Annotated in this window: 21 protein-coding genes and 2 pseudogenes; 14 read left to right on the top strand and 9 right to left on the bottom strand. The window is 61.6% G+C overall.

Going from position 1 to position 24,893, the window contains the following annotated elements; all coding sequences use genetic code 11:
- Nucleotides 1-107: 107 nt before the first annotated feature.
- Nucleotides 108-1,145 carry a DUF7146 domain-containing protein gene (locus tag BS630_RS32655; RefSeq protein WP_077980776.1) on the bottom strand — a complete coding sequence of 346 codons (1,038 nt, stop codon included), beginning with the start codon at nt 1,143-1,145 and terminating at the stop codon, nt 108-110.
- Nucleotides 1,146-1,406: 261 nt separating this feature from the next.
- Here BS630_RS32655 and BS630_RS37725 point away from each other — a divergent pair, with 261 nt between their 5' ends.
- From BS630_RS37725 to BS630_RS32620, 6 genes and pseudogenes are all read left to right on the top strand, one after another.
- Nucleotides 1,407-1,781 carry a hypothetical protein gene (locus BS630_RS37725; RefSeq protein ID WP_183594596.1) on the top strand — a complete coding sequence of 125 codons (375 nt, stop codon included), beginning with the start codon at nt 1,407-1,409 and terminating at the stop codon, nt 1,779-1,781.
- Between the two features lie 605 nt (nt 1,782-2,386).
- Nucleotides 2,387-2,530 (top strand): annotated as a pseudogene (locus tag BS630_RS32640) (DUF1173 family protein); the annotation flags it as partial.
- Between the two features lie 65 nt (nt 2,531-2,595).
- Nucleotides 2,596-2,781, top strand: coding sequence for a hypothetical protein (locus BS630_RS32635; protein WP_231285909.1), 186 nt, complete (start codon nt 2,596-2,598; stop codon nt 2,779-2,781).
- A 29-nt stretch (nt 2,782-2,810) separates the two neighbouring features.
- Nucleotides 2,811-3,797, top strand: coding sequence for a UbiA family prenyltransferase (locus BS630_RS32630; protein ID WP_077980965.1), 987 nt, complete (start codon nt 2,811-2,813; stop codon nt 3,795-3,797).
- Nucleotides 3,794-4,498 carry an HAD family hydrolase gene (locus BS630_RS32625; RefSeq protein ID WP_077980774.1) on the top strand — a complete coding sequence of 235 codons (705 nt, stop codon included), beginning with the start codon at nt 3,794-3,796 and terminating at the stop codon, nt 4,496-4,498. Before BS630_RS32630 ends, BS630_RS32625 begins: the two co-directional genes overlap by 4 nt.
- A complete protein-coding gene (locus BS630_RS32620) occupies nt 4,495-4,860 on the top strand; it encodes a GtrA family protein (protein WP_077980773.1) in 366 nt (121 codons plus the stop codon). Before BS630_RS32625 ends, BS630_RS32620 begins: the two co-directional genes overlap by 4 nt.
- Nucleotides 4,861-5,349: 489 nt before the next feature.
- Here the strand turns inward: BS630_RS32620 and BS630_RS32615 are convergent, their stop codons facing one another.
- From BS630_RS32615 to BS630_RS32595, 5 genes are read right to left on the bottom strand one after another with little or no spacing between them, the layout of a single operon-like run.
- Nucleotides 5,350-6,582 (bottom strand): amidohydrolase family protein, encoded by a 1,233-nt coding sequence (locus BS630_RS32615; RefSeq protein WP_077980772.1) that lies wholly within the window; start codon nt 6,580-6,582, stop codon nt 5,350-5,352.
- Between the two features lie 9 nt (nt 6,583-6,591).
- A complete protein-coding gene (locus tag BS630_RS32610; protein WP_077980771.1) occupies nt 6,592-7,941 on the bottom strand; it encodes an 8-oxoguanine deaminase in 1,350 nt (449 codons plus the stop codon).
- A 37-nt stretch (nt 7,942-7,978) separates the two neighbouring features.
- Entirely contained in the window at nt 7,979-9,175 is a 1,197-nt protein-coding gene (locus tag BS630_RS32605; RefSeq protein WP_077980770.1) for an amidohydrolase, read from the bottom strand.
- Between the two features lie 18 nt (nt 9,176-9,193).
- Complete coding sequence (locus BS630_RS32600) at nt 9,194-10,231, bottom strand: questin oxidase family protein (RefSeq protein WP_077980769.1); 1,038 nt, start codon at nt 10,229-10,231, stop codon at nt 9,194-9,196.
- Entirely contained in the window at nt 10,228-11,679 is a 1,452-nt protein-coding gene (locus BS630_RS32595) for an NAD(P)-binding domain-containing protein (RefSeq protein WP_077980768.1), read from the bottom strand. Before BS630_RS32595 ends, BS630_RS32600 begins: the two co-directional genes overlap by 4 nt.
- 218 nt (nt 11,680-11,897) lie before the next feature.
- Between BS630_RS32595 and BS630_RS32590 the strand changes: the two genes are divergently transcribed.
- The 3 genes from BS630_RS32590 to BS630_RS32580 all read left to right on the top strand — a co-directional run bounded on the left by BS630_RS32590 (nt 11,898) and on the right by BS630_RS32580 (nt 15,089).
- Nucleotides 11,898-13,184: an ABC transporter substrate-binding protein gene (locus BS630_RS32590; protein WP_077980767.1), complete on the top strand. Its 1,287-nt coding sequence runs from the start codon at nt 11,898-11,900 to the stop codon at nt 13,182-13,184.
- Nucleotides 13,185-13,332: 148 nt separating this feature from the next.
- Complete coding sequence (locus BS630_RS32585; protein ID WP_077980766.1) at nt 13,333-14,274, top strand: carbohydrate ABC transporter permease; 942 nt, start codon at nt 13,333-13,335, stop codon at nt 14,272-14,274.
- Nucleotides 14,271-15,089 carry a carbohydrate ABC transporter permease gene (locus BS630_RS32580; RefSeq protein WP_077980765.1) on the top strand — a complete coding sequence of 273 codons (819 nt, stop codon included), beginning with the start codon at nt 14,271-14,273 and terminating at the stop codon, nt 15,087-15,089. Before BS630_RS32585 ends, BS630_RS32580 begins: the two co-directional genes overlap by 4 nt.
- A gap of 12 nt (nt 15,090-15,101) precedes the next feature.
- Here the strand turns inward: BS630_RS32580 and BS630_RS32575 are convergent, their stop codons facing one another.
- Nucleotides 15,102-16,250, bottom strand: coding sequence for an ABC transporter ATP-binding protein (locus tag BS630_RS32575; protein WP_077980764.1), 1,149 nt, complete (start codon nt 16,248-16,250; stop codon nt 15,102-15,104).
- A gap of 46 nt (nt 16,251-16,296) precedes the next feature.
- A complete protein-coding gene (locus BS630_RS32570) occupies nt 16,297-17,082 on the bottom strand; it encodes an SDR family NAD(P)-dependent oxidoreductase (RefSeq protein WP_077980763.1) in 786 nt (261 codons plus the stop codon).
- A gap of 164 nt (nt 17,083-17,246) precedes the next feature.
- On the opposite strand from BS630_RS32570, the gene BS630_RS32565 reads away from it, so the two are divergent.
- From BS630_RS32565 to BS630_RS32550, 4 genes are all read left to right on the top strand, one after another.
- Nucleotides 17,247-18,098: a DeoR/GlpR family DNA-binding transcription regulator gene (locus tag BS630_RS32565; protein WP_018071845.1), complete on the top strand. Its 852-nt coding sequence runs from the start codon at nt 17,247-17,249 to the stop codon at nt 18,096-18,098.
- Nucleotides 18,099-18,168: 70 nt separating this feature from the next.
- The gene (locus BS630_RS32560) at nt 18,169-18,969 is read left to right on the top strand and encodes a BtpA/SgcQ family protein (RefSeq protein ID WP_077980762.1); all 801 of its coding nucleotides are present in this window, start codon (nt 18,169-18,171) and stop codon (nt 18,967-18,969) included.
- Between the two features lie 15 nt (nt 18,970-18,984).
- On the top strand, nt 18,985-20,466 hold the full coding sequence (locus BS630_RS32555) for an FGGY-family carbohydrate kinase (RefSeq protein WP_077980761.1): 1,482 nt from the start codon (nt 18,985-18,987) through the stop codon (nt 20,464-20,466).
- Nucleotides 20,467-20,538: 72 nt separating this feature from the next.
- Nucleotides 20,539-22,098: a gamma-glutamyltransferase family protein gene (locus BS630_RS32550; protein ID WP_077980760.1), complete on the top strand. Its 1,560-nt coding sequence runs from the start codon at nt 20,539-20,541 to the stop codon at nt 22,096-22,098.
- A 449-nt stretch (nt 22,099-22,547) separates the two neighbouring features.
- Here BS630_RS32550 and BS630_RS32540 read toward each other — a convergent pair whose 3' ends face one another.
- A complete protein-coding gene (locus BS630_RS32540; protein WP_077980758.1) occupies nt 22,548-24,509 on the bottom strand; it encodes an elongation factor G in 1,962 nt (653 codons plus the stop codon).
- A gap of 235 nt (nt 24,510-24,744) precedes the next feature.
- Here BS630_RS32540 and BS630_RS36910 point away from each other — a divergent pair.
- A pseudogene (locus BS630_RS36910) lies at nt 24,745-24,830 on the top strand (integrase core domain-containing protein); the annotation flags it as partial.
- Between the last annotated feature and the right edge of the window lie 63 nt (nt 24,831-24,893).

Raw genomic sequence — 24,893 nt, 5'->3', positions numbered from 1 at the left:
GTCGCCTCTCCACAGGCCCGCGGGCGCGCCCAGCTGGAGGAAGTGCCTCATGGAACGACCTTGCCAGTTGTGACGAACGCCACCCCTCCCCACTGTCTCTGCCAGCCTCACATGGGCAGATGGGCCATAGCATCTTCCGGAACGAGCTGCGCCTGCAGGCTCCCAATCAGCCGCTCCGGGCCGAGCCAGCGCAGATCCTCGTTGAAGTCGCCGAGCTCCGGGGCAAGCACCAGCGGCAGGATCCCGAGCGCCTGCGCACGGCTGCTCAATCTCTCGATCCCGTGTCGCCCGGCTGCATCGGCGTCACCGGCGATGTAGAGGCGCAGACACCCGGCCGGCGGTGAGAAAGCCGCGAGGTGGTTGGCAGTGAGCGCGGCCGCCATAGGCAAGCCGGGCATCACATGAGATAGCGAAAGCATGGTTTCGAGACCTTCGCCTGCCGCCATGATCGGCACGGGTCCGTTGATCGGAAAACGAAGGCGCACGGCGTTGCCGAGAAGACCGCCAAGCGCGCGTCGGGGGTCCTCGACCTTGGCCTTTCCCTCGCCGCCAGGATCCAGCCAAGTGCGATGCACGCCGGTGATCTGCCCTGCCGGGTCAGTGACGGCCGCAATCAGGGCTGGATAGCTGGTCGTTCGGGAGGACCCCAGATCCCGATAGTAGCAGGACGGATGGAAGCCAAGCGCCGCATGCGTCGATGCCTGCAGGATGCCCCGCTCGCGCAGATAGGCATCTGCAAGGGTGCCTGCCAACGGCTGCGTCATGGCGAACAGGCGCCTCGCGCGTTCCGCCGCCGGTTTCTCGACCGGCGGATAGTCGGGGGCGCCGCCCCCGCGGGACGTCGCCGGTTCGGATTGCGGAAGGCTCAGGAAATGCCGTGCTTCATCGGCAACATCGCGAAAGTCTACAAGACCGCAGGTTTCCCGAACGAGATCGAGCAGATCGCCATATTGTCCGGTCGCCGCGTCCGTCCATCTGCCGGCACGAGGGCCGAAGAGGTAGACGTAAAGCGATCGGCCTTTGCTGTTGGCGACATCGCCAACAATCCAGTAATTGCCGGCCCGGCGGCCGGCGGAGAGGTAGTGGCGGCAGACCGCCTCGGCGTCGCGCGCGAGACGGTCCGCCAGCTCGGAGGCGGATAACATCGCAGAAAATCCTAGCAAGAGTGAGAACGAACCGACCTGCCCAGGCGCTCTCCAAGCGCTGCCAGGTCAAGCCTTCCCAGCCGCTCTCTCGCTCTTCCGCCAAGCCTACCGCCGATTCCTCCTGCAACCGACAGGTTCCTGACCTCCAATTATCATGTCGAATAGTTCCAATTTTCAGGAGGCAGAAACGGAAGCGTATTAGCCTCGCCAGCTCGCCCGCTTCGTTACCTTTGTGGCGGAAGTAGCCAGGAGGGCATCTGCATGAGCCAGGTCGTTCAACAGCTGCGTCGTGAAGCCGTTGAAGCCTACATCGAGCGATTGATCGCGCTCTTGGATCTCCTGGGAGATACAGACCTGGAAGACAATGGCGACTGTGAACCGTCGCTTTGCAGCACATCAATATGTGTGGGCGATCGGTGCGTCGAGGACCTTGAGCTCGATGACTACAACGATGAGGAAAGTGGCGATGAAGAGCCGACCATGGGCTGGTCAAATCCTGACGGTTTGAGGATTCACATTTCCGGAGAGGCCAAGCAGATCACAAGCTTCGACTTTGATGACGGTCCGCTTAGATTTGATGGATCCGGTAACACCATCGCACGCATGGTGCTCCGACCGAATACTTGCAACCTATGATCAATTGGGAGGTTCGCCGCCCCGCGAACGATCCGGTGCCGAGGGGCAAGGTCGGACTCCTAAAAGAAGAGTTTGAAAAGGGTGCTCCGGATCAGGGGCAGACACCCTTTTCATGCCGAGTTTTGCATTCTCAGCGGAACGAAAATTAGCAGAGAGATTGCTGTCTTCAATCGGACCGAAGTCTGACCCCCCGCAGTAATTCGTGGATGCAGCCGCGGGAAATCCTCGAAGAGACAAGGTCTCGAAGGCAGCAAAGTAAAATTAGGGGCGGCTCTCCGGAGTTGCCTCCGTCGTCGCGGTATTGACGACTCGTCCTTTCCGTTCAGCTTCTCGTTGGCGGCACTGAGAGGAACGAATGTCTGAAGACCAGAAGCCCCCGCATATCCGTCTTGAGTCGCAAACGATCAACGAGAACTGGATCGGCGCAATGCCGAGTTGGATCTGCATTTGGCCCTTGAACCGATTGGCTGCGAAACTCGTTCGCATTGTCACAGGCACCGCCCCCAGCCTATTATACTAATTAATTTACGCTAGTATTATTCAGCGAGTTTGTGCTACGTCCTATACGGCTTGATCAGCCTTCGGTGACCGAAGCGAGGGACGATGTGCGACGACTTTTGATCGGCAACGAGCCGTTGGACGAAACCGCTCCAGAGTTTCAATCGCAGCTCGAACGTGCTTATGAACAGAAGCTCAGGCCACTTTGTAGGTGCAAGGAACCGCCGGTTCCGATGTACATCGCTCGGGTCGGATCTTGGAGAGACGCTGAAAACCAGCCAGGACCTGCGCGCCCAGGTCTCCAGTGGTAATCCTGATGCAGCACAAGCTGAAGAGAATAGATCCGGAGCAGATTTATCGGAAGGATTACAACTGGACCTTCCATGCCTCGCGCCAGCAGATCGACGATTTCCTGTCGACGACGACGCTGCTCGCCGAATTCGGCCCTGCGAATTATTTCGAAACCTATGATGTGTATCTGTTGGACGGTGATCGGAAATAGACCGTCTGAGGATGAAGGAGGCGTCCGGCATGAACACAAGCTTGGGTGACCGCAGGGTGACCGCATCAGGCCGAGCGGGCTTGCGCGACTATATCGCCATTGCACGGCTCGATCACAGTACGAAGCATGTCTTCATCGTTCCCGGCATCGTCCTCGCCTATCTTCTGCGGGGGGTCAGAACCGACGACCTGGCGTCCTCAATCCTGCTCGGATTTGTGACCGCGCTCTGCATCGCATCCGCGAACTACTGCATTAACGAGTGGTTCGACCGCGAGTTTGACCGACATCATCCGACGAAATCGCAGCGGTCCGCCGTGCAAAGCGCGATGAACGGCAGGCTGGTTCAGCTCGAATGGACCGTGTTGCTCATCGTCGGCCTCGGCTGCGCCATCCTCTCGAGCAAGCTTCTGTTCTTCGTCGCCTGCCTGTTTGCAATTCAGGGAATCGTCTACAATCTCGATCCGATCAGAAGCAAGGACAAGGTCTATCTCGACGTCATCTCAGAATCGATCAATAATCCGATCCGCCTGGTGATCGGCTGGTCGATGATCGACCCAACGAGCCTCCCGCCGGGATCGATCATTCTGGCATACTGGTTCGGCGGCGCGTTCCTTATGGCGGCAAAGCGCTTGTCGGAATATGACGAGATTGTCGCGTCGCATGGCAAGGATCTGCTGTCGCGCTACCGGGCGAGTTTCGCCCAGTATACGCAGGTCTCGCTGACCGCCTCCTGCATTGCCTATTCACTGTTTTCGATTGCCTTTCTGTCCGTCTTCCTGGTCAAGTATCGCATCGAGTACATGCTCGTCCTGCCCTTCGTCGTTGCCCTATTCACGGCCTATTTCGTGATGGCGACGAAACCGGGCTCTACGGCGCAGAAACCGGAAAAGCTGTTCCGCGAGCCCGGCCTGATCGCGATCGTCGCGGCCCTGCTGGCGGCCTTCATCTTCACCACATTCGTCGACATTCCGCTTCTCGTGACTCTGACCGAGCAGCACTACATCACCGTCCAATGATCGCGAGCAATGTCGACTGGGGCACTATCCGATTTGTCGTCTTCGACGTCGACGGAACGCTATACAACCAGCGGAGGCTGCGCCTTCGGATGGCCGGCGAGTTGCTTGCTGATGCGGTGGCGAGAGGCAGCCTGATCAATCTGCGTGTGCTACGCGCATATCGTTTCCTCCGTGAAGCTATCGGCGAGGAGGAGATCGACGATTTTCAGACGAGCCTGATGGCGCGAATCGTCGCGCGAACCGGCCAGCCAGCCGAAAAGATCGAGGCTGTCGTCAGCGAATGGATCGGGCGCCGTCCGCTCGCCTATATCGCATCCTGCAGGTATGATGGGCTGGTGGAATTGTTTGCCGGGCTCAGACGGCAGAACAAGGCGATCGGGATCTATTCTGATTATCCTGCCGACGAGAAGCTGCAGAGGATGACATTGTCGGCCGACTACGTATTGGCCGCAAGCGACCCCGGTGTCGGCATCCTGAAACCTCATCCGCGCGGCCTGCAGATGCTGATGCAGCGCGCCGGTGTCGGCCCCGCGCAAACCGTTCTGATAGGCGACAGGCCCGAGCGGGATGGCCTTGCGGCGCGCCGCGCCGGTGTCCTGCCGCTCATTCGCTCCGACGGGGCGCGGGAGGGCTGGCTGACCTTTTCGACCTATTCGGACCCGGTGTTCGCAGCGCTGCGGGCAGAGGAAGCGTCCGGATGATCTTGTCAAAGGCTATCCGCTATGTGTTCACCGGAGGTCTGGCTGCGATCGTCGACCTCGCGGTGTTTCGTGGCCTGTTGGCGTTTGGCGTGCCCCTCGGCCTTTCGGCGACATTAAGCTGGCTGATTGCGGCCGCCGTCAACTACAGCGTCACCAGCCGCTATGTCTTCAATCAGGCAATAAGCCGCAAGGGCGCTTCACTGTTCCTGACCGGCGCGCTGCTCGGCCTCTCGATCAATGTCTGCGTGACGTTGATCCTCGTGCAGCAGGTCGGGCTCCCGCCCTTGTGGGCAAAGCTTTTCGGCATCGGCACGGCCTTCGTCTTCAATTTCCTAATAAACCTTCTCTGGGTGTTCAGGTAGAGCCAGCGCGCGGCGGCACCATATCTTTCCGCCTTTGGACTGTGCCCAGAATAAGAGAGGTTCAGCGGAGCCTTGTTGGAAGGCTTGTTCGAGAGCGGCGCGATATGAACCATGCCTGAGATAAGCGTCCGCCAGCAGCGTATAATCAATATGTGCCTAATGTCCGCTGCGGAGAGAAAGCAGAGATGTTGCAGCTCTTGATGGAAGCAGGATTCAGAGCTCGTCATTCGAGGTCCGGGCAGTTGAGGGGATCTGAACCGACGACCATGCATTTGATCAGCAATCGCTTCGAGGTCGGGCACGGTCGCATTGGTCGGCGCCATCGCTCGTTGGGATGAGGGCGGCCGGCCCTACTGGAAAGGCGACATTAAGGAATGCATCAACCGCCGGACCGCTGCCGATAGGGCCCAATCAATCTGCGGAAGTTGCAGGCAGGTCTCGACGGCTGCTGGAGGAGACTGCCCGCCTAGCGCAAAGCGTATGTGGTGCCTAGCCTGGGTCCAGGAAAAGCCGTGGCCGCGGGCGAAGGAAGCTCCGGCGACCATTTTTCCACCCGGCGCTCGCCGGCGCGATTGTCGCGACGGCATCGGCAGCCGAGGGGGCGTCGAAGAGGACGATATCTGCCGCGCTGCCGATCGCAATGCCGTAAGCCTTTCTTCCCAGGAGGGTGGCAGCCTGTGTCGTGATCATGGCGAAGACACAGTCGAAGCCATCGGCGGTGCCGATCTGGGCGACGTTGGCGTAGAGATTGGCCATGCGCATCAGGTTGACGTCGCCGAAGGGCGTGAACGGATTCAGGACATTGTTGGTGGAGATGGTCGTGACGACGCCGAGCCCTGCCAACCGGTGAGCGGGTGTCACGCCGCGCGGGACGAGATGGGTCGAACTCCGACCGGTCAGGAAGAGATCGGTGGCCGGTAGGACGGTCAATGCGATGCCGGCCTCGGCGAGACGGCGGCCGATCGGCTCCAGTTCTTCCGGCGGCAAAGCAGAGAGCTTGGTGACATGGCCGACCGAGACGCGCCCTTGGTACCGGCGCGCGACGGTCTCGGCGATGACGACAGGGAGATTCGAGCCTGCGGGGTCGAGGTCGAAATCGAGATGGAAATCGACGGCGACGTCGTGGCGCACGGCGAGATCGAAGATGCGGCGGATGTGTTCGGCAGGCTCCGGATCGGTATAGGGGCAACCCCCCACCAGATCGGCCCCCGCCTTCAGCGCCTGTTCGAGCATGCCCTCCGTGCCGGGATCGTTCGTCAGACCTTCCTGCGCGAATGCGCAGATTTCGATGTCGATGAGGCTGGTATAGTCGGCCTTCAATTTTCTGATCGCCTCAAAGGAGCGGAAGCCGGCGCGCGGGTCGATCTCAACGAAGGTGCGCAGGTGGGTGGTGCCGTTGACGATCGCCTTTTCGATGACCGCGGCAGCGCGGGCATAGACATCTTCTTCGGTGAAGGCCGCCTTGGCCCTCGAGGTCTCGCTGACTGCCTCCGCGAGTGTCCCGGTGCAGAGATTGCAGCGGCTGATGATGCCGGCCTTGTCGAGGTGGATATGGGTCTCGATCAGGCCGGCGCAGGCGAATTTCCCTCCGGCATCATGGTGCGGCGCGTCGCAGACGAAGCGAGGTGCGATTGCCGCAACGCGGCCTGCCTCGAATGCGATGTCGGTCGGCTCGGTCAAGCCGGCCATACGGGCATTGCGGATGACGAAATCGATCGCCATGGGGCCTCCTCAGACCGACAGAAGAAAATTGCGGGCGACGCGGTTGTGATCGGCAATCAGCGCCTCGATATCGACACCCTTCGGCATGCCGTCGGTGACGCGCCATTCGCCTGCGGTCATGACGCGATCAGCCGTGGTGGCGCCGCAGAGCACGAGGGCTGCCAGCGGATCGCCGGCACCGGAGAAACGCAATTCGTCGAGCTTGTAGAAGGCCAGATCTGCCTCGCGGCCCAGCGCGATGATCCCGATGTCGTCGCGACCGAGCAGCCTTGCCGAGCCAGCGGTTCCCCAACGCAGCGCGTCGAGATGGGTAACGGCTTCGGCGCCATAGGTCAGGCGGTTCAGCATCAGGGCATGACGTACGCTTTCCATCAGGTTGGAATTGTCATTGGAAGCCGAGCCATCGACGCCAAGGCCGACTGGCACTCCTGCGGCTTCCAGCTCGCAGGTGCGGCACATGCCTGATGCAAGCACCATGTTGGAGGTCGGGCAATGGCAGATGCCGACGCCGTGCCGGCCGAGTTCGACGATCTCGGCATCGTCGAAATGAATGCCGTGGGCGAGCCAAGTGCGGGCACCCAGCCAGTTGCAGCGGTCGAGATATTCTACCGGCGTGCAGGCGAATTTGCTGCGGCAGAATTCTGCTTCCGCCCTGGTCTCGACCAGATGGGTATGAAGACGGCAATCGTAGCGTTCCGCCAGCGCCGCCGTTTCGCGCATCAGTTCCAGCGTGACGTCGAAGGGCGCGCAGGGCGCAAGCGCCACCTGCGTCATCGCCCCTTCGGATCGGTCATGATAGCGCCGGAGCACACGCTCGCTGTCGGCAAGGATCACGTCGTCATCCTGCACGACATTGGCGGGCGAAATCACGCCCTGCTGGTCCTTGATATTGAGACTGCCCCGCGTCAGCGTGATGCGCATGCCGAGGCGAGCCGCCTCCTCGGCTTCGACATCCATCGCGTCTTCGAGACCGGCGGCATAGAGATAGTGGTGGTCGGAGGTGGTGGTGCAGCCGGAGAGGAGGAGCTCGGTCAGCGCGAGACGGACGGCAAGACGGAAGGCTTCGGGCGTCATGTATCTTGCCCAGATCGGATAGAGCGCGCGGATCCATGGCCAGAGCGACCTGTTGATCGCGGCCGGATGGGCGCGCGTCAGCGTCTGGAACATATGGTGATGGGTGTTGACGAGACCGGGAATGACGACATGCCGGCCGGCGTCGAAGCGTGCATCGACGGGGGTCGAAGGCTGCCGTCCAGCCGCGACAAGTTCGACGATGCGGCCATTCTCGATGACGATGCCCCCTTCGGCGCCTTCTGCCATGATGGCGAGCGGCGATTGGATCCAAAGTCGGCCCTTCATCTGCGGTGCTCCCATGCGCCATACATTGATGTAAAAATCAGACGACGAGCCGGCCCCCGCGGGCGATAATGGTGCCGCCGCGAAACACGATGCGATCGAGGGGACGGGCAGCGACGGCTTCTGCCAGCGACGCGGCAGGCAGGATGACAAAATCGGCACGCGAACCGGCCTGAAGCGCCTCGACGGGATGGCCGAGGATTTCGGCCGGCGCCTGCGTCGCCAGGCGGAAGGCTGCTGCCAGATCCTCATCCGAACGGAAATCCTGGCGATCGCAAAGGATGCCGACACGCTCCAGCATGTCGCCATTGCCGAAAGGCGACCAGGCGTCGCGGATATTGTCGTTGGCGCAGAAGAGCCGGACGCCGGCGGCGGCAAGCCGCTTGACTGGTGGCATCGGCACGGCTCCTGGCGCACTGGTCATGATCGCCACGCCCGATCTGGCGAGTGCGGCGGCAGTGCGGCCGAATTCGGCATCGTCCAACTCGCCGAGGCAGAAAGCGTGGCTGACGACCACCTTGCCTTCGAGGCCGAGTGCTGCCGTGCGATCGGCGATCTGGCGAAGTTCGAAGGCGCCGAGTGCACCGCCATCATGCAGATGGATATCGAGCCCGACGCCGTATTTGCCGGCGACGGAAAAGATCGCATCGAGATGGCCGGTCACATCGTTGTCGATGCCGGCGGGATCGAGGCCGCCGACGAGATCGGCGCCGGCGGCGATGGCAGCATCGAGCAGCTCGGCCGTGCCGGGATTGCGCAACACGCCGGATTGCGGGAAGGCAACGGTCTGGATATCGACGAGATGACCATGGCTCTGCTTCAGCGAGAGCACGGCCTCGAGGCCTTTCAGGCCGACTTCGGTATCGATGTCGACGTGGCTGCGAACGGAAAGTGTGCCGTAGGCTGCGAGCTTCTCCAGCAGGGCGCCGCCGCGGGCTTCGATCGGCAGCGCCACCGTGCGCCGCAGGGATTTTTCCGCCCCGATGCGCTTGGCGACCGTATCGCCCGGAATATGCGGTATGAATGGCAAGCCAATCAGCGTCTTGTCGAGATGAATATGGCCGTCGACGAAGGGAAGGCAGAGAAGGCCGCCGGCAGCATCGAAACGCGGCACTGCGGGGTCGATGCCGGCGGCCGCATTCGGGCCGATCGAGGCGATCCGGTCATTGTTCAGAATAATCGAGACGATCTCGCCGGCTTCTGTCCTGGCGTTTTCGACTACGAGGCTCGGCGTCATTAATTCTTCCATCATCCGCTATGCAATCAGCCCGACCCGGCGCGCCGCGACGACGCGATAGAGCGGATCCTTCCATACCTCTTCTTCCTGCAGGGCGGAAAAAACCAGGCTGACATCGTGTTCATCGTCCGAAGCAATCGCGGCGCGCTTAATCTCCGCCCAGGCGGGCGCCTGTCGTCTGCGCATTTCTTCCAGCGTCTCAGTGGTGGGGAGCGCCGGAAAACCGATCTTCGGCACCAGCGAGGCGATCACCTGCCAGAAGGCGCGGTAGAAAGGCTCGGCGTTTTCGAGGTGCGGAGAGACGAGGCGCAGCCAGTGCATGCCGGTGACGGAATGGAGTGCGGAGAAATCCATGGTTCCGGCGAAGAGGGCAAGCGAGGTCGCGGCCATACGGCGCGGGGTATCGGGGCTGAAAGCCAGGCGGTCGATGACAGGGCGGAAGCCCGGAAGTGCTGCGACGGCGCGGATATTATGCCAGAGCAGATCGGTTTCTGGCTCATAATCGCGGATGCCTTCAATATTGCCGACATCGGCAAGCACGCTCCCCGGATCATCCGTATCGGGCACGGCACCGGTCGCGGATGGCAGCGGCAGATAGCAGGCCGCCCAATAGCCGAGCGCAGTGCCAACCTCCTGGTCGTCCCTCTTGAGCACACCATAGGCAAGGCGCATCAGCGGATGCGTGGCGCTGCCGGCAAGGCCGTTCACCATGGCGGGCAGATAGGTACGGATGACGGCATCGATGCCGAGCCGGCGGGTTTCGGCGATGAAGAAGGCACGGTAATCCGCCTCGCGCGTACGATCGCCAAGCGCCTCGGCCCAGGCCGCCCTGATAATCGGGGCAACCGGCGGCGGCATCAGCGGAAGTGCATGGCTCTCGCGATACTGCTCGTACCATTGTTCCAACCGCTCCGCCGAGGCGCCGAGGCGGTCGAGCGCGATCAGCACCATCGGAACGTGGTTGGCCAACAGATAGGGAAATTCGACGCTATCCTCGCGTGCCCGCAAAAGGACGGCCTCCAATCCCGAAAATTGAACGGCGGCAGCCTGTCTCATGCCAAAACCTCCCTTGATGTCGTGACGTCCTCGTCTATGCCAGGATCGAAATGCGGTTCGTCATAGGCGGCCAATGCCTCAAGATACCGGCTGGAGTCCTCGATGAACAGCGCTTTCACCAAGGCGCTGACGATGCGTGGCACGCCGTATTTGAGACCGGTGACGCCATTGCTGATCGGGCCAAGGCTCGCCAGCGCGCCGGCATTGAACATATGGATGCGCGAGACCCAGCCGGCTTCGGCATACCTGGGCGTGAGTTCGAAACCGGGCCCGAGATAGGGATAGTCGGCAAGCATGGCGTTCTCCTCCCCCTGCGGCGGCTCGAAACGGTCCTTCCAAACCGCTGCGGTGTCGACGAGGCCGGTAAGCTCGGGCCTGAGCGCGAAATTGATCTCGTAACCGGTGCCGAGCAGGAGATGATCGGCATAGTGGTTACCATTTGCGGTCGCCAGCCTGATCCTGCCGCCGTCCATCGAGAATTCGCAGACGCCACAGCCGAGCTGCATGGTGAAACCGGGGTGGCGGCGGGCCCGGTCATATTGCTCCTGGGTCGGCGGCACCTTGAAATTGAAGTAGAGGTGGGCGAACCGCCAGCGCTCCAGATCCGGCAGGTCGGCGAAATGGCCGAGAAAGCCGGGGAAATTTGTCCAGGCGAGAACCTCGGTGCGCGGCATCTCGGTGCTCCGCGCAAACATCGTCACCTCTCGGGCGCCGGTTTCGAGAGCCGCCACCGCCCAGTCGAAGCTCGACGTGCCGCCGCCAAGGATCGCGACATCCCTGCCCTTGAGGAAATCGATCGGTATCGGCTCATTGCTGTGCGTCCAGATGGATTTCGGCAGCGCCTTGACCATTGTGGGTATGCGCGGGCCGCCGCAGCCGTCGATGCCGGTCGCCATCACCAGCTGGCGGCAGGTGACCGTGCGGCTGGTGCCGTCACCCTTTGACAGCGTGAGAGCAAGTCCGCCTTCCGCCTGATTGATCGAGGAAAGCGTCGTGTCGTTTTCGACGTCGATGCCGACGGTCCTTCGAAACCAGATGAGATAGGCCATCCAATCCTCGCGGCCGATCTTGTCGAGCGCTTCCCAGGCGTCGGCGCCATTCAGCGCCTCGTACCAGGAACGCAGCGTCAAGCTCGGGATGCCGAGATCCGGGCCTGAGAGATATTTCGGCGAACGCAGGGTCTGCATGCGGGCGCAGGTGATCCAGGGGCCTTCGCGGCCCTCCTCGCTCTGATCGATCACATGAACGGACCTGATACCGCGCCGCTTCAAGGCGAAGGCGATCGACAGACCGGAGAGGCCAGCGCCGCAGATCACAACGGAATGCAGGTCGTCGCGGTCTTCATCGCCCAGCGTCGGCCAGCCGGCACAGAGCGCCTCAATGCGCGCCATTTCATCATGGGCGCGGCGTTCCAACTCTCTCAGGCGCTCATCCGGTGTGGTCTTCATGAATGTGCAGCTCGCCGCGTTGGACAGGACAGTATAGACGCGCAGGGAATGATCAACTTCCTGCTATTTTTTATGCAACGCGCACAAAATATGGACATTTATGCGCGAATATGTTCTAATTTGTGATTTTTAATGTTTGTGGTTTTTTGTCAAGTGCGCTTGAGTGCGATTTTGTTTGATGTATAGTGCCTCAAGCCAATCAAAAAAGGGGAGCAAACATGAAATCGCTCAACAGTCTCACACGGAAATTGGCGATCGCGGGCCTCGTCTCGGTCGCATTTGTGGGCTCCGCCATCGGCGCCGACAAGAAATACGAGGGCATCACGCTTACGCTTGCCTCGCAGAACGACCAGTTCGCCGCTGTTCTGGCTGCCATCGCCCCTAAGTTCACCGAGGAGACGGGCGCCACCGTCAAGGTCGACATTCTCGACTACGGCTCGCTGCTGACCAAGACCACGACCGATTTCGTCGGCGGCACCGGCGGCTACGACCTGGTGACGATGGATATCGTCTGGGCGGGCCAATATGCCGAAAACAAATACACCGTCGATCTCACCGAGTGGATGAAGCGCGACGCCGCCGAACTGAAGCTCGACGACATCTATCCGACGCTTCTCAACGCGCTTGGCCACTGGGGAGACAAGCAGGTCGCCTTTCCCTTTGCCGGTTATGCAAACGTGCTTGCCTATCGCAAGGATCTCTTCGACGCCGCCGGCCTGAAGGCGCCGACGACGATGGAGGAAATGGTCGAGGCCGCCTACAAACTGACCGACCCCAGCAAGAAGATCTACGGCTTCGTCGCCAACGGCCAGAAGGGCCCGGCGGTCGCCCAGGATTGGATGCAGTACAATACCGAGATGGGCGGTTCGATCCTCGGCTCCGACGGCAAGCCGGCGCTGAATTCCGAAGCCAATATCAAGAGCCTGATCGTCTATAAGGACCTCTTCATGAAAGCGGCACCTCCCGGCGCCGTTAATTATGACTGGGGCGGACGCGAGGAAAGCTTCCGCCAGGGTATTGCCGCGACCATGCAGACATGGTCGGTCGGTGCGCCCGGCTATTATGATCCTTCGATTTCCAAGATCGTCGACAAGGTGGCGATCACGACGGCGCCTCGCGGCGCCGGTCTGCCGAAGGTCTATGGGATCGGAGGCTGGGGCATGGCGATCAACGCCGGCATCAAGGACACGCAGAAGGAAGCCGCTTGGGCCTTCATCAAGTGGCTGGTCAGTCCGCCGGTGCACAAGGAATTCAACATGATGGGCGCAGGCAGCTTCCTGCGCAAGAGCGAGATGACCGATCCCGATCTGCTGAAGAAGTTCCCCTTCCTGCCCGTCATCGCCGAAACCTTCGAGCATGGCGATGGCGAATATCGTCCGCGCATCCCGCAATATCCGGAGATTCAGGACCTGCTCGGCACTGCCGTCAACGACGTGCTGGTCGGCAATGCCGATCCCAAGAAGGCGCTCGACGCCGCTCAGGAAGCCGCGGCAAAGCTCTTCTGAGAACAAAACGGTCCCCCCCGGGGGCCGCTATGTCGCGGCCCTGCCGTTTCCAGACCATTGCTCCGATGCGCCGCAAGCCTCATGATCGGGAGAGCCCCCGGGTTCGATCCCGGTAGCGTGCATCGAACCGGAACCCGATGGACATGACGTGACCCTATCCTTCACTTCCGCGCTGAAGCCCTCCCCGGCCTTGAGCGTTTCCTATCTGGAGCGCAGGCGGCTGTTCTTCATCCTGATGACACTGCCGGCCGTCATCTACGCACTCGTCATCGGCGTCTGGCCGCTGGCGCAGGGCATCTGGTTCAGCCTTTACGAATATAATTTGCTGAAGCCTGCACGGACGCATTTCGTCGGCCTCGGCAACTATATCGACCTTCTCTCCGACCCGGTGACGCGCGGGGCCTTCGTCAATACCGTCATCTTCACGGTCGGCGCTGTGACTGTCGAACTGCTGCTCGGCTTTGCCATTGCGCTGGCGCTCTGGCGCGATGACCGCTTTAACCGGATCTGCCTGGCGCTGATCCTGATACCGGTGACGATCACGCCGCTGGTGGTCGGACTGATCTTCCGGGCGCTGCTGCTCGCCGATTACGGGCTCATCGGCTATTACCTCGCCGAGTTCGGGCTTTCCGATCCGCGTGGGCTTTTTGCCAATCCGAGTTCGGCTCTGGCGACCCTTATTTTCGTGGACATATGGGAATGGACGCCGCTGGTGGCGCTAATCCTGCTTGCTGGCCTGAAAGCGCTGCCGGGTGATATTCTCGAGGCATCGGAAGTCGATGGGGCAACGGCGCTGCAGCGGCTGAGAATCATCGTCATTCCGCTGATGTTGCCTTCGATCCTGCTGGCGCTGACGCTGCGCACCATCGATGCTTTCCGCATCTTCGACAGCGTTTATGTGACGACGGGCGGCGGGCCAGGCAATGCGACCAACACGCTGATGCTGCATGCGGTGAAGCAGGGTCTGGAATTCTTCAATATCGGCCGCGCCTCGGCGATCTCCAACCTGACACTGATCTGCATCGCCGTAATCGCGGCAGGCTTCATCCTGTTGATCCGTAAGGCGGACAGAAAGGCGAACGGGCGATGAGCACACGCAACTTGAGCCGCATCGGCGAGCGCGCCTTCATCCTTGTCATGCTCGGCTTTTTCCTGCTGCCCTTCCTGTGGCTGGCATCGACCGCCTACAAGCCGTCGCGCGACATCTTCTCGATCCCACCAAAACTGACTTTTACACCGACCCTCGAGCAGTTCGCGACGGTCTTCCGCCTGTTCGACGTCTGGAGCCTCGTATCGTCGAGCCTGCTGATCGCCGGCGGTTCGGTGATCCTGTCGCTGCTTCTCGGCGTACCGGCAGGCTATGCGCTGGCACGCTCGACCAGCCGCTATGCCATTGCCGTTGCCTATTTCTTCATGGCGATCCGCATGGTGCCGGCAGTGGCGGCGCTGATCCCCTTCTATCTGATGATGCGCGATGTCGGGCTGCTCGGCAGCTGGGTCGCCGTCGTGCTCATCAACGCGATGCTGAATTCGGCCTTCGTCACCTGGATGATGTTTTCCTATTTCCGCAGCCTGCCGAAGGAACTGGAGGAGGCGGCGCTAACGGATGGCTGTACGCTGTTCGGCTCCTTCTGGCGCGTGGCGCTGCCGGCGGTGCGCTCAGGCGTCGTCGCCTCCACGCTGTTCTGCTTGATGTTTTCCTGGAACGACTTCCTTTATCCGATGTTCCTCACCCGGCTCGATTCCAAGCCGATCTCAGTGGCGCTGCTTTCAGCCTACGGCACGAAGGACATCACCTGGGGCACGCTCGGCGCACTGGCGCATTTTTCGACGATCCCGATCGTACTGATCGTGCTCTTCCTCAACCGTTATTTCGTGCAGGGCCTGACAAAAGGCATTCACTAAAGAGACACCACCTCAGGCGCGGATCGCCGCTTCGGTCACGGCATCGAAGACGTGGACGCGGGCGGGGTCGGCGGCAAGCGACAGGCGCTCGCCGATCTTGACGCGGCGGGTAGCGTCAATGATGACGCGCAGGCGCGGGGCGGACAGCGCCACATCGTCCTCTTCGGCCGAGAGCGACTTCAACCGGTCGGCAGCTTCGACATCGACGTGGACGAGCAGGTTGGCGCCGAGATCCTCGACGAACGCAACGGCTCCAGTGAGACCGCCTGCGTCGACCGGCTGGAATGCTTCCGGTCGGATGCCGAGCACGACGGCGCGACCGACGGCGGAGGCGATGCGCGGCCGCTCGGCGAGCACCTCGCCCGAAAAAAGGATGGAGGCCTGGCCGAAGCGGGCCTCTGGGCCGTTCTCCGTCGCGAAGAGATCGGCCGCCAGTAGGTTCATCGCCGGCGAGCCGATGAAGCTCGCGACGAACAGATTGGCCGGCTGATCATAAAGGTTGCGCGGCGTGCCGAGCTGCTGCAGGACGCCGCTTTTCATGACGGCGACGCGATCGCCCATGGTCATGGCTTCGACCTGATCGTGGGTGACATAGACCGTAGTAATGCCCGACATCTTCTGCATGCGGGCGATTTCGGCGCGCATCTGGCCGCGCAGGCGAGCATCGAGGTTGGAAAGCGGCTCGTCCATCAGGAAGGCCTGAGGGCTGCGGGCGAGCGCCCGGCCCATGGCCACGCGCTGGCGCTGGCCGCCGGAGAGTTGGGCGGGCTTGCGGGCGAGATAGTCCTCGAGCTCCAGGAGCTTTGCCGTCTCCTGCACCTTGCGGGCGATGTCGGCCTTGTCGAGGCCACGGACACGAAGGCCGAAGCCGATATTCTCGGCCACCGTCAGATGTGGGTAAAGCGCGTAGGACTGGAAGACCATGGCAATATCGCGATCGCGCGGGGCAAGGTCGTTGACGATGGCGCCGTTGATCGTCAGGCGGCCATCGGTGATCTCCTCAAGGCCGGCGATCATACGCAACGCCGTCGACTTGCCGCAGCCGGAGGGGCCGACAAGGACCAGGAATTCGCCGTCGCGGATGGTCATGTCCAGGTTGCGGATCGCCGCATAGCCATCGCCATAGCTCTTGCTGATCTGGTCGAAGACGATTTCAGCCATGCTCTTTCCTTGCTGAACGGGAGGCCTGTTGCAGGTCCTGGACGGGTCAGGTCGTGTAGACGCCGCCGGTGACGTTGACGCCCTGCCCGGTCATGAAGCGGGCCGAATTCGAGCAGAGGAAAACGACGACATCGGCCACGTCTTCAGGCGTTTCCAGCCGGCCGAGCGGCGTCTGGGCGATATAGTCCGCAACGACGCGTTCGGGCGTGACGCCGCGCAGGCTCGCCTCCCAGGCGATCTCGCGCTCCTGCATGCCGGTCTTGACGAAACCGGGGCAGACGGCGTTGACGCGAACGCCTGAAGCTGCGAGCTCGCGGGCGAGCGCCTGTGTCCAGCCGAGCACGGCAAACTTGCTGGCAGAATAATGGGCCAGCAACGGTGCGCCGATCTTTGCGGCAAGCGAGGCGGTGTTGACGATGACGCCGGTGCCGGTGCTCGTAAAGCGCCGGGCGGCAATCTGGTTGGTCAGGAAGATGCCGCGAATGTTGACGTCGAAATTATAGTCCCACTCCTCGTCGGTCAGTTCCAGCGCATGCTGCATCGTGGAGACACCAGCATTGGCGCAGAGGATCTCGTAACCGCCTATCCTCTCGACCACCTCGGAAAAGGTCGCCTCGACGGAGGTGCGCTTGCGAACGTCGATCGCATAGGCAGTGGCGCCGTTGCCGATCTCGGCCGCCGTCTGTTCGGCGGCGGCCAGGTTGATGTCGCAGATCGCCACCTGGATCGACTGGCGGGAGAGCGCGGTCGCGATCGCGCGCCCTATCCCAGTCGCCCCGCCGGTTACGATCGCACGCTTACCGGATAGTTCTGGAAAGCTCGGAGACTGCATGTTCGCCCTCATCGACTGGAAACATCACCGATCATATAACAACAAAATCATACACAACAAGAAAAATTTATGTTTGAATTTGTTCGAGTCATTCGATACATAGGGAGCAACAATCAGACAATCGTAGCCACGAGTTGCGACGGCGGGAGGATGAGAACGGTATCATGGACGCGGAACAGCAGATGGTCGCCGCAGCGGAAAAACCGAAGGTTCTGGCCCAGGTGCGGCATGCGCGCATCCTGGAGACACTGGCCCGCAAAGGCGCGGTTTCCGTCAGCGATGTCGCCTCCCAGCTTGCCGTTTCCGAAATGACCGTCCGCCGCGACCTGATCGAACTCGAAAAGGATGGCAGACTGGTGCGCACCCATGGCGGCGCGGTGCGCAGCGGCAAGGCCTTCGAGCCGATCGCCAATGAGGCTGTCGACCGCGAGGAGCCGACTTTCGAATCCCGGCTGACGCGCAATGCCGCCGCGAAGCGGACCATTGCGATGGCTGCGGCAGGCGTTGCCGCCGGAGCACGCACCCTGGCACTCGACGTCGGCACCACGACCTATCTGCTGTCCGGTCTGCTGCTCAACCAGCCGCATACGAAGATCTTCACCAACGGCGTGCGCAACGCCATGCAACTCGGCACCGGCTTTGGCGAGGTCTACCTGCCTGGCGGGCGCATGCGTGGCGAGGAAATGGCGATTAGCAGCCAATCGGCCGTTTCGCAATTCGAGGAACTCTGGTTCGACATCGCCTTCGTCGGCGTGTCCGGGATTACGGCGCAGGGAATTTACGACTATTCCTTCGAGGACACCGACATGAAGCGGGTCTATCTGCGCCGCGCCACGCAGAAGGTGGTGCTTTGCGATTCCACCAAGTTCAAGCGTATGTCGCTGGTGCATATCGCGCCGCTGCAGCAATTCGACATGCTGATCACCGATGCCATGCCGCCGGCCGATCTTGCCGATGCGCTCGCCGCCGCTGGGGTCGATGTGCGCATCGCGCCCGAGGAGCAGCCGCTGCTTTGATTTGCCCGTTCCCGCATCCGTCCCCCGGCGGATGACTGTTCCACTCGATTTCGCTTCAGGGAGTTCCCGCATGGTCTTCGACTTTTTTGGCGTCAAGAAGAAGGCGGTCATCGCGATGGCGCATATCGGAGCCCTGCCCGGCTCGCCCGCCTATGACGCCGCCGCCGGTGTGAACAAGCTCGTCGACGACGTGCTTTCCGACATCGAGAAGCTGCAGGCAGGCGGCGTCGACGCCATCATGTTCGGCAACGAGAACGACCGGCCTTACGTCTTCCAGGCGCCGCCGGAAGGGCTGGCGGCGATGACCGCGATCGTCGAGCGGGTGAAACCGCAATTGACCGTGCCGTTCGGCGTCAACTATCTCTGGGATCCCTCGGCAAGCGTTGCTATCGGCGCAGTGACGGGCGCGAGCTTCGTTCGCGAGATCTTCACCGGCGTCTTCGCTTCCGACATGGGCATCTGGCAGCCGGATTGCGCCAAGGCGGCACGGCTGCGACATAGCCTCGGCCGCGACGAGATGAAGATGCTCTTCAACATTAACGCGGAATTTGCCCATTCGCTGGACCAGCGATCGATTGAACTCAGGGCGAAGAGTGCCGTGTTCTCGTCGCTCGCCGATGCCATCCTGGTGTCGGGACCACTGACCGGACAGGCGGTCGATCAATCGGACCTCAGGCGTGTCTGCGAGACGGTCAAGGATGTCCCTGTCTTTGCTAATACCGGCGTCAACAAGGACAATGTGCGCGACATATTGAGCGTTGCCAGCGGCGTCATCATCGGCACGCATTTCAAGGTGGACGGCAATACCTGGAACCCAGTCGACGGCGACCGGGTAAAGCGCTTCATGGAGATCGTCGAGGCGCTGCGCTGAACGAGAGGAACCGCCATGTCCATCACGCTCGGCCTCGATATCGGCACCACCTCCACCATCGGTATCTTGATCGAGCTGCCGAACCGCGTGCTCGGGCTCACCTCACGACCGTCGACGCTTCATTCGCCGCAGCACGGCTGGGCCGAGGAAGACCCGGCGGAATGGTGGGCGAATGTCTGTGAGATCACCAGGGAACTGATTGCAACGAGCGGGATCGAGGCTAGGCAAATCTCGGCCGTCGGCGTAACCGGCATGCTGCCGGCCGTCGTGTTGCTCGATGACGCCGGCTACGTGCTGAGGCCGAGCATCCAGCAGAGCGACGGGCGCTGCGGTGAGCAGGTCGAGGAACTTAGGGCCGAGTGGAATGAGGCGGATTTTCTCGCGAAGGCGGGAAACGGCATCAACCAGCAGCTGGTGACGGCGAAGCTGCGCTGGATCGCCCGGCATGAGCCCGCGGTCTTCCAGCGCATTGCCACGGTCATGGGTTCCTATGATTTCATCAACTGGAAACTGACCGGAGAAAAGGCGATCGAGCAGAACTGGGCGCTGGAAGCTGGCTTCGTCGATATCAACACCGACAGGCTCGACGACGAACTGATCGAGCTTGCGAGGGTCCGGCGGGACGCTATTCCGAGGAAGGCCGCTTCGCATGAGGTGCTTGGCCATGTGACCGATGAGGCGTCCAAGGCGACGGGGCTCGCACCCGGAACGCCTGTTATCGGCGGAGCAGCCGACATGATCGCCTCGGCCTTCGGCGCGGGGATCAACAAGGCGGGCGACGTGCTGCTGAAATTCGGGGGTGCCGTCGATATCCTGACGGCAACGGATGTCGTGCGGCCCGATCCGCGCATGTTTCTCGATTATCATCTGGTTCCGGGGCTCTATATGCCGAACGGCTGCATGTCGACCGGCGGCTCGGGGCTCAACTGGTTCATCAGCACCTTCGCCGGACGCGAGCAGATCGCGGCAAAGACCGAGGGAATTTCCGTGCACCACTATCTCGATCGGCTGGCGGCGGCATGCGCGCCCGGCGCGGACGGGCTGACGATCCTGCCTTACTTCCTCGGCGAGAAGACGCCGATCCATGATGCCGGTGCGCGCGGCCTGATTGACGGGCTGACGCTGTCGCATCATATCGGCCATCTCTGGCGGGCGATGCTGGAAGCCTACGCCTATGCGCTGCGCCATCATAGCGACGTGCTGAACGACATCGGCCATCCGACGACGCGTTTCATCGTTTCCGACGGAGGATCGCAGAGCCGTATCTGGATGCAGATCGTTTCCGACGTGCTGCAGCAGCCACTGCAGGGTCTCACTGGCCATCCCGGCTCCTGCCTCGGTGTCGCCTGGGCCGCGGCGATCGGTGCCGGACTGACCGAGGATTGGTCCGGTGTGACCGCCTTTGTCGGCCAAGGTGACAGAATCGTCCCCAATCCCGACAATGCAGCGGTTTATGATCGAGGTTATCGGACCTATCGTGCGCTTTACAGGCCATAGACCCAGCGAGATTTGAGCGTGACGACACCGGCAGACCGGGATTCCACGAGACAGGCAGCCGGGCGCGGCGGCATGGTAACAAGCCCGCATACGCTGGCGAGCGAGGCAGGCGCGGCGATCCTGCGAGCCGGCGGCAATGCGCTTGAGGCTGCGATCGCCATCGGCAGCACCGTTGCCGTCGTCTACCCGCATTTCTGCGGGCTTGGCGGCGATTCCGTCTGGATCGTTGCTGATCGCAGCGGGCGGAAAACATGTTTTCTTGGCATCGGCCAGGCGGCGCGGAAATTGCCGGATTTCGGCGGCAGCATTCCGCTGCGCGGGCCGCTTTCGGCGCTGACCTCGGCCTGCGCCGTCGATGCGTGGCGGCACGCTCATGACTATTCCGCGCGGCACTGGGGCGGAAAGATCGATTTTTCCGTCTTGCTTGCCAATGCGATCCGCCACGCGGAAGAGGGCTTTCCTATTACGCGCTCGCAGAGCTTCTGGCTTGCCTTCCGGCAGGCGGAGGCGGCCGGCTGGCCGGGTTTTGCCGCGCTCTTCATGCCGGATGGCGCGGCGCCGGAAACAGGCAGTCTGTTTCGACAGGAGAATTTGGCGCTATCGCTTTCGCTGATTGCCCGTGACGGGCCGCGTTCATTCTACGAGGGCGAACTCGGCACGAGGATTGCTGCGGGCCTGCAGGCGGCGGGTTCTCCGCTGACTGCCGACGATCTCAAGGCGACCCGAACGCGCGAGGTCGCGCCGATCAGCCTCTCCTATCGCGGCTTCGAACTGCTTGCGCCACCGCCGCCGACACAGGGTCTGTCGACGCTGGCGATCATGGGCATTCTCGCCCATTTCAATCTTGCCGCCCAAAAGGCCGGCAGCGCCGATCATCTCCATCTCTGCGTCGAAGCCGTCAAACGCGCCTTCCTCGACCGCGGCGGCATTGCTGATCCCGATGTCGTGCCGCAGCCGGTGGAGGAATGGCTGAGCACGCAGCATCTTGCGCAGGCGGCAGCCTCCATTGATCCAGCACGAGCGCTCGAATGGCCGGCGCCCTTTCGCAGCGGCGACACCGTGTTCTTCGCAGCAACCGACGCAGAGGGCGGCAGCGTCAGCGTCTTGCAGAGCACTTATTTCGACTGGGGCAGCGGCGTAGTGGTCGGCGATACGGGTATTCTCTGGCAGAACCGCGGGGCGGCCTTTTCGTCCGATCCCAAGCAAGTCAATGCCATCGCACCCGGCAAACGGCCTTTCTATACTTTGAATCCCGGCCTCGGCCTGCGCAACGGCAAGCCTGCGCTGCTCTACGGCACGCAGGGCGCCGACGGCCAGCCGCAGACGCTGGCAATATTGCTGACCCGGCTGATCGACTTCGACGAGGAACCAGCAGCAGCGCTGGCCGGTCCACGCTTTCTTCTCGGCAAGACCTTTTCCGACAGCCGTGACAGCCTCAAGCTGGAAAGCGATGCCGGCGAAGCGGTGTTTGCCGAACTGGCCGCACGAGGCCACGCACTGTCACCGATCGAGGCGCAGAGCCCGCTTGCAGGGCAGGCAGGTGTGATCGCTATCGACGAGGACGGCATGGCGACCGGCGCGCATGATCCACGTGGCGACGGATTGGCGATCGGGTCTCCTCCGGCGGCATGAGTTATGGGGTTATGCGTCGGCGAGACGCGTTCAAACGCAAGGAAGCGGGAAAAAGCTATTAATTGATCAGACGGACCGCTGATGACAGTTCCCGAGCATCGTGCTCCCAGCAGATCGGCGACGTTCTCCGCACTGGGTATCATTCCGCTGCGGATTCGAAAGTCGCCGAGGATTCCAGTGGGAGGCCTTAGCGCTTCAGGGGGAATGGACCGCTGGGGGATATCCGGGTACTTGCAGGCGATCTTCGTGAGAGACGCCGGTGGTCACTGGATAGACGGTCCGAATATGTTGTCGGCCACCGCCGTTGTGATCTCGGCACAATCGACCTCGCTCATCCCCGAAGCAAGCCCCAACCGCGGGCCTGTGCTACTACAACTGCAAACGTTCCAGGCACGTAAGGGCGGCGTGAGCCCGGCTCTGTGAACGAGCATGAAGTGGCGCGAACGTTTTCAGTGTGCGGTGCCTGGTTTCTCGTTTGCCCTCACAATGGCGTCCGCTTCCTTGCCGTATAGTTCCTCGAAGTGATCGAAGGTCTTGGAAAAATAACCGATGCCCTGCGTCGCCGAGCGCAGCGCCCGTGCCAGATCGTTAAGTGCGCCACCCGGAACGAGCGCCCGGAAGATGTCCCATCCCTTGGCGGTTTCATCACGGTCGAAGCCGAGAACCTGACCGTTGAGAGCGGAGACGATCTGGACAAGGCTGCCTGAAAAGACCGCCGGGATGTGGAACTCGCCGCGGAAGACCGGCTGCATCAACACCGTCGATCCTTCGGAAAGCGCCTGTCGCACCCCCATTTTCGACGCTGTCCGGAAGGCGTGTTCCGAACTGTCGACGGTATGGTGCTGACCATCCAACAGCGTTACGCCGACATCGATGACTTCGAAGCCTAGCGGTCCTTTCTCCATCGCTTCGCGCGCGCCCGCTTCGACGGCAGGGATGTAATTGCGCGGAACGGCGCCGCCTTTGATGGTTTCGCCAAAGGTGAAGCCCTGGCCGCGCTCGTTGGGGTGAATGCTCAACTTCACATCCGCGAATTGCCCGGCACCGCCGGTCTGTTTGCGATGGCGGTAATGAACCTCCAATGGTTTCGTGATCGTCTCGCGGTAGACTGGGCTGGGCGTTCGGTCTGTCACGGAGATATGAAAGACATCGGACAGCGTTCGGCAGAGATCACGCAGATGTACCGGCCCCTGGGCGCGGACGAGTTGAGCGCCCGTGCCTTCCTCCTGCAAGACTTCCAGACCGCGATCCGTCTCGGAAAGTTTCGCCAGCGTTTCGGAAAGTTTGTTTTCATCGCGCTCACTGCCCGGAATTAGGATCCTTTCAAGCATCGGCGTGGGTGGTTCCGTCCACTCAGGCGGGGCGACCACCGCGCCGGAGGTCAACAGCGAAGGGACGGGCAGATGGTCGGACTTGACCGTCGCGAAGACATCCCCCGGCGCAGGCAGAACCGCCAAATTAGACCGCCCGTTTGCGAGATTTTGTACGGCGCCGAGGCTGGAGCCACCAAGTGATGCGCCTTGCCGCAGTCCCTCGCCAAGTGCGCGCACGAGCACCGTCTTGCCGACATTCTGGCGATGATAGGCATGGAAGCTCAAGGCCACCAGCTTGACTTCATCGACAGTTCCCGTGTGAGCGAGACGCTGCCGAAGAACCCCTACCGGCGGCGCCTCGTGGCGTAGCGCCTTCATCAGCCTCGTCATGCCGTTGCCGTGAATTGCAGCACCGATCAGGACCGGGATAATTCTGTTTTCTCTTAGAACCCGTGATGAAATGGCATAGAGGGCATCACTGGGTGGCTCGCGATCTTCGATCAGTTCCTCGAGAAGCCAGTCATCGAATTCGGACAGGTGTTCCAGGAGCTCGCTGCGCGCTTCGTGCTCGCGTTCGGCGGCGCTTTCGGGGATTGCGATCAGCGCCGAAGTCTGGCCTTCCCGGTATCGCCACGCCCGTTCCGAAATCAGATCGCAACTGCCAATGACCCTGTCCCCCTCGCGGATCGGGATCTGGCGAAGCAAAAGCGTGTGGTTGGCGTAGTCTTGAAGCGCGGCGATCACGTCCCTCAACCGCCCTCGCGGTTCGTCCATCCGGTTGACGAAGAGGATGCAAGGCGTCCCCGAGGCTTCGACTATCCGCAGATAGGGCGCGGCGAGCACAGCCTCCGCGGGTGCCGATGAAACGCACAGTATGCAGGCGTCGCTGGCAAGAAGCGCGTGCTGCGCATGCGCCAACGCTTCGTTGGGTCCTGGCGCATCCAGTGCACACCACGCCTCGTTTCCGAAGGTGAATTCTGTGAGGTTCAATCCATAAGGTGAGCTGGATTTTCTCGGCGTTCCCTCCAGGGAGCCGAGCTTTTCCACGATTGTCGATTTTCCGGTCTGCGAGGGTCCAAGCACGGTGAAGCAGCGCATCAGCCTTCCTCCAACTGCCATAAACACAATTTTCAGCCATCATAGGATGCCCTGAACTGCTGCAAGGCGCCAGAGGTGTTCAGTGTCACAACGCTTGATCTGGACTTGCATTTGAGGCTGGTCCATTCAGGTGCAGAGAACGCATTGACGAATTTGCGATATCGACGTCTATGCGCGACGAACCACTGCCATTGTTTGCAGCCGCGGCCGAACGGGCGATCGCCAAGCAGCAGGAGCCGAATGCCTGAACCAGCACTGGTTCCTGACCCTTGCGGATGCCCGCAAAAGAGGGAGGATTGGCGTAGAGACTACAATCCTGTTTCATAACGCCCATCTTTCTATGTTGTTGAAGGGAATAAGTTTTCCTGATCTGGATGCGATCCT

Origin of the sequence: Rhizobium laguerreae, assembly GCF_002008165.1 — a bacterium.
GTDB lineage: Bacteria > Pseudomonadota > Alphaproteobacteria > Rhizobiales > Rhizobiaceae > Rhizobium > Rhizobium laguerreae.
This window is presented reverse-complemented; position numbering and strand designations above follow the sequence as displayed.

Bases quoted from the DNA above. Each gene is read 5' to 3' on its own strand.
- BS630_RS32655 (WP_077980776.1), bottom strand. From the start codon at position 1,145: ATGTTATCCGCCTCCGAGCTGGCGGACCGTCTCGCGCGCGACGCCGAG.
- BS630_RS37725 (WP_183594596.1), top strand. From the start codon at position 1,407: ATGAGCCAGGTCGTTCAACAGCTGCGTCGTGAAGCCGTTGAAGCCTAC.
- BS630_RS32635 (WP_231285909.1), top strand. From the start codon at position 2,596: ATGCAGCACAAGCTGAAGAGAATAGATCCGGAGCAGATTTATCGGAAG.
- BS630_RS32630 (WP_077980965.1), top strand. From the start codon at position 2,811: ATGAACACAAGCTTGGGTGACCGCAGGGTGACCGCATCAGGCCGAGCG.
- BS630_RS32625 (WP_077980774.1), top strand. From the start codon at position 3,794: ATGATCGCGAGCAATGTCGACTGGGGCACTATCCGATTTGTCGTCTTC.
- BS630_RS32620 (WP_077980773.1), top strand. From the start codon at position 4,495: ATGATCTTGTCAAAGGCTATCCGCTATGTGTTCACCGGAGGTCTGGCT.
- BS630_RS32615 (WP_077980772.1), bottom strand. From the start codon at position 6,582: ATGGCGATCGATTTCGTCATCCGCAATGCCCGTATGGCCGGCTTGACC.
- BS630_RS32610 (WP_077980771.1), bottom strand. From the start codon at position 7,941: ATGAAGGGCCGACTTTGGATCCAATCGCCGCTCGCCATCATGGCAGAA.
- BS630_RS32605 (WP_077980770.1), bottom strand. From the start codon at position 9,175: ATGACGCCGAGCCTCGTAGTCGAAAACGCCAGGACAGAAGCCGGCGAG.
- BS630_RS32600 (WP_077980769.1), bottom strand. From the start codon at position 10,231: ATGAGACAGGCTGCCGCCGTTCAATTTTCGGGATTGGAGGCCGTCCTT.
- BS630_RS32595 (WP_077980768.1), bottom strand. From the start codon at position 11,679: ATGAAGACCACACCGGATGAGCGCCTGAGAGAGTTGGAACGCCGCGCC.
- BS630_RS32590 (WP_077980767.1), top strand. From the start codon at position 11,898: ATGAAATCGCTCAACAGTCTCACACGGAAATTGGCGATCGCGGGCCTC.
- BS630_RS32580 (WP_077980765.1), top strand. From the start codon at position 14,271: ATGAGCACACGCAACTTGAGCCGCATCGGCGAGCGCGCCTTCATCCTT.
- BS630_RS32575 (WP_077980764.1), bottom strand. From the start codon at position 16,250: ATGGCTGAAATCGTCTTCGACCAGATCAGCAAGAGCTATGGCGATGGC.
- BS630_RS32570 (WP_077980763.1), bottom strand. From the start codon at position 17,082: ATGCAGTCTCCGAGCTTTCCAGAACTATCCGGTAAGCGTGCGATCGTA.
- BS630_RS32565 (WP_018071845.1), top strand. From the start codon at position 17,247: ATGGACGCGGAACAGCAGATGGTCGCCGCAGCGGAAAAACCGAAGGTT.
- BS630_RS32560 (WP_077980762.1), top strand. From the start codon at position 18,169: ATGGTCTTCGACTTTTTTGGCGTCAAGAAGAAGGCGGTCATCGCGATG.
- BS630_RS32555 (WP_077980761.1), top strand. From the start codon at position 18,985: ATGTCCATCACGCTCGGCCTCGATATCGGCACCACCTCCACCATCGGT.
- BS630_RS32550 (WP_077980760.1), top strand. From the start codon at position 20,539: ATGGTAACAAGCCCGCATACGCTGGCGAGCGAGGCAGGCGCGGCGATC.
- BS630_RS32540 (WP_077980758.1), bottom strand. From the start codon at position 24,509: ATGCGCTGCTTCACCGTGCTTGGACCCTCGCAGACCGGAAAATCGACA.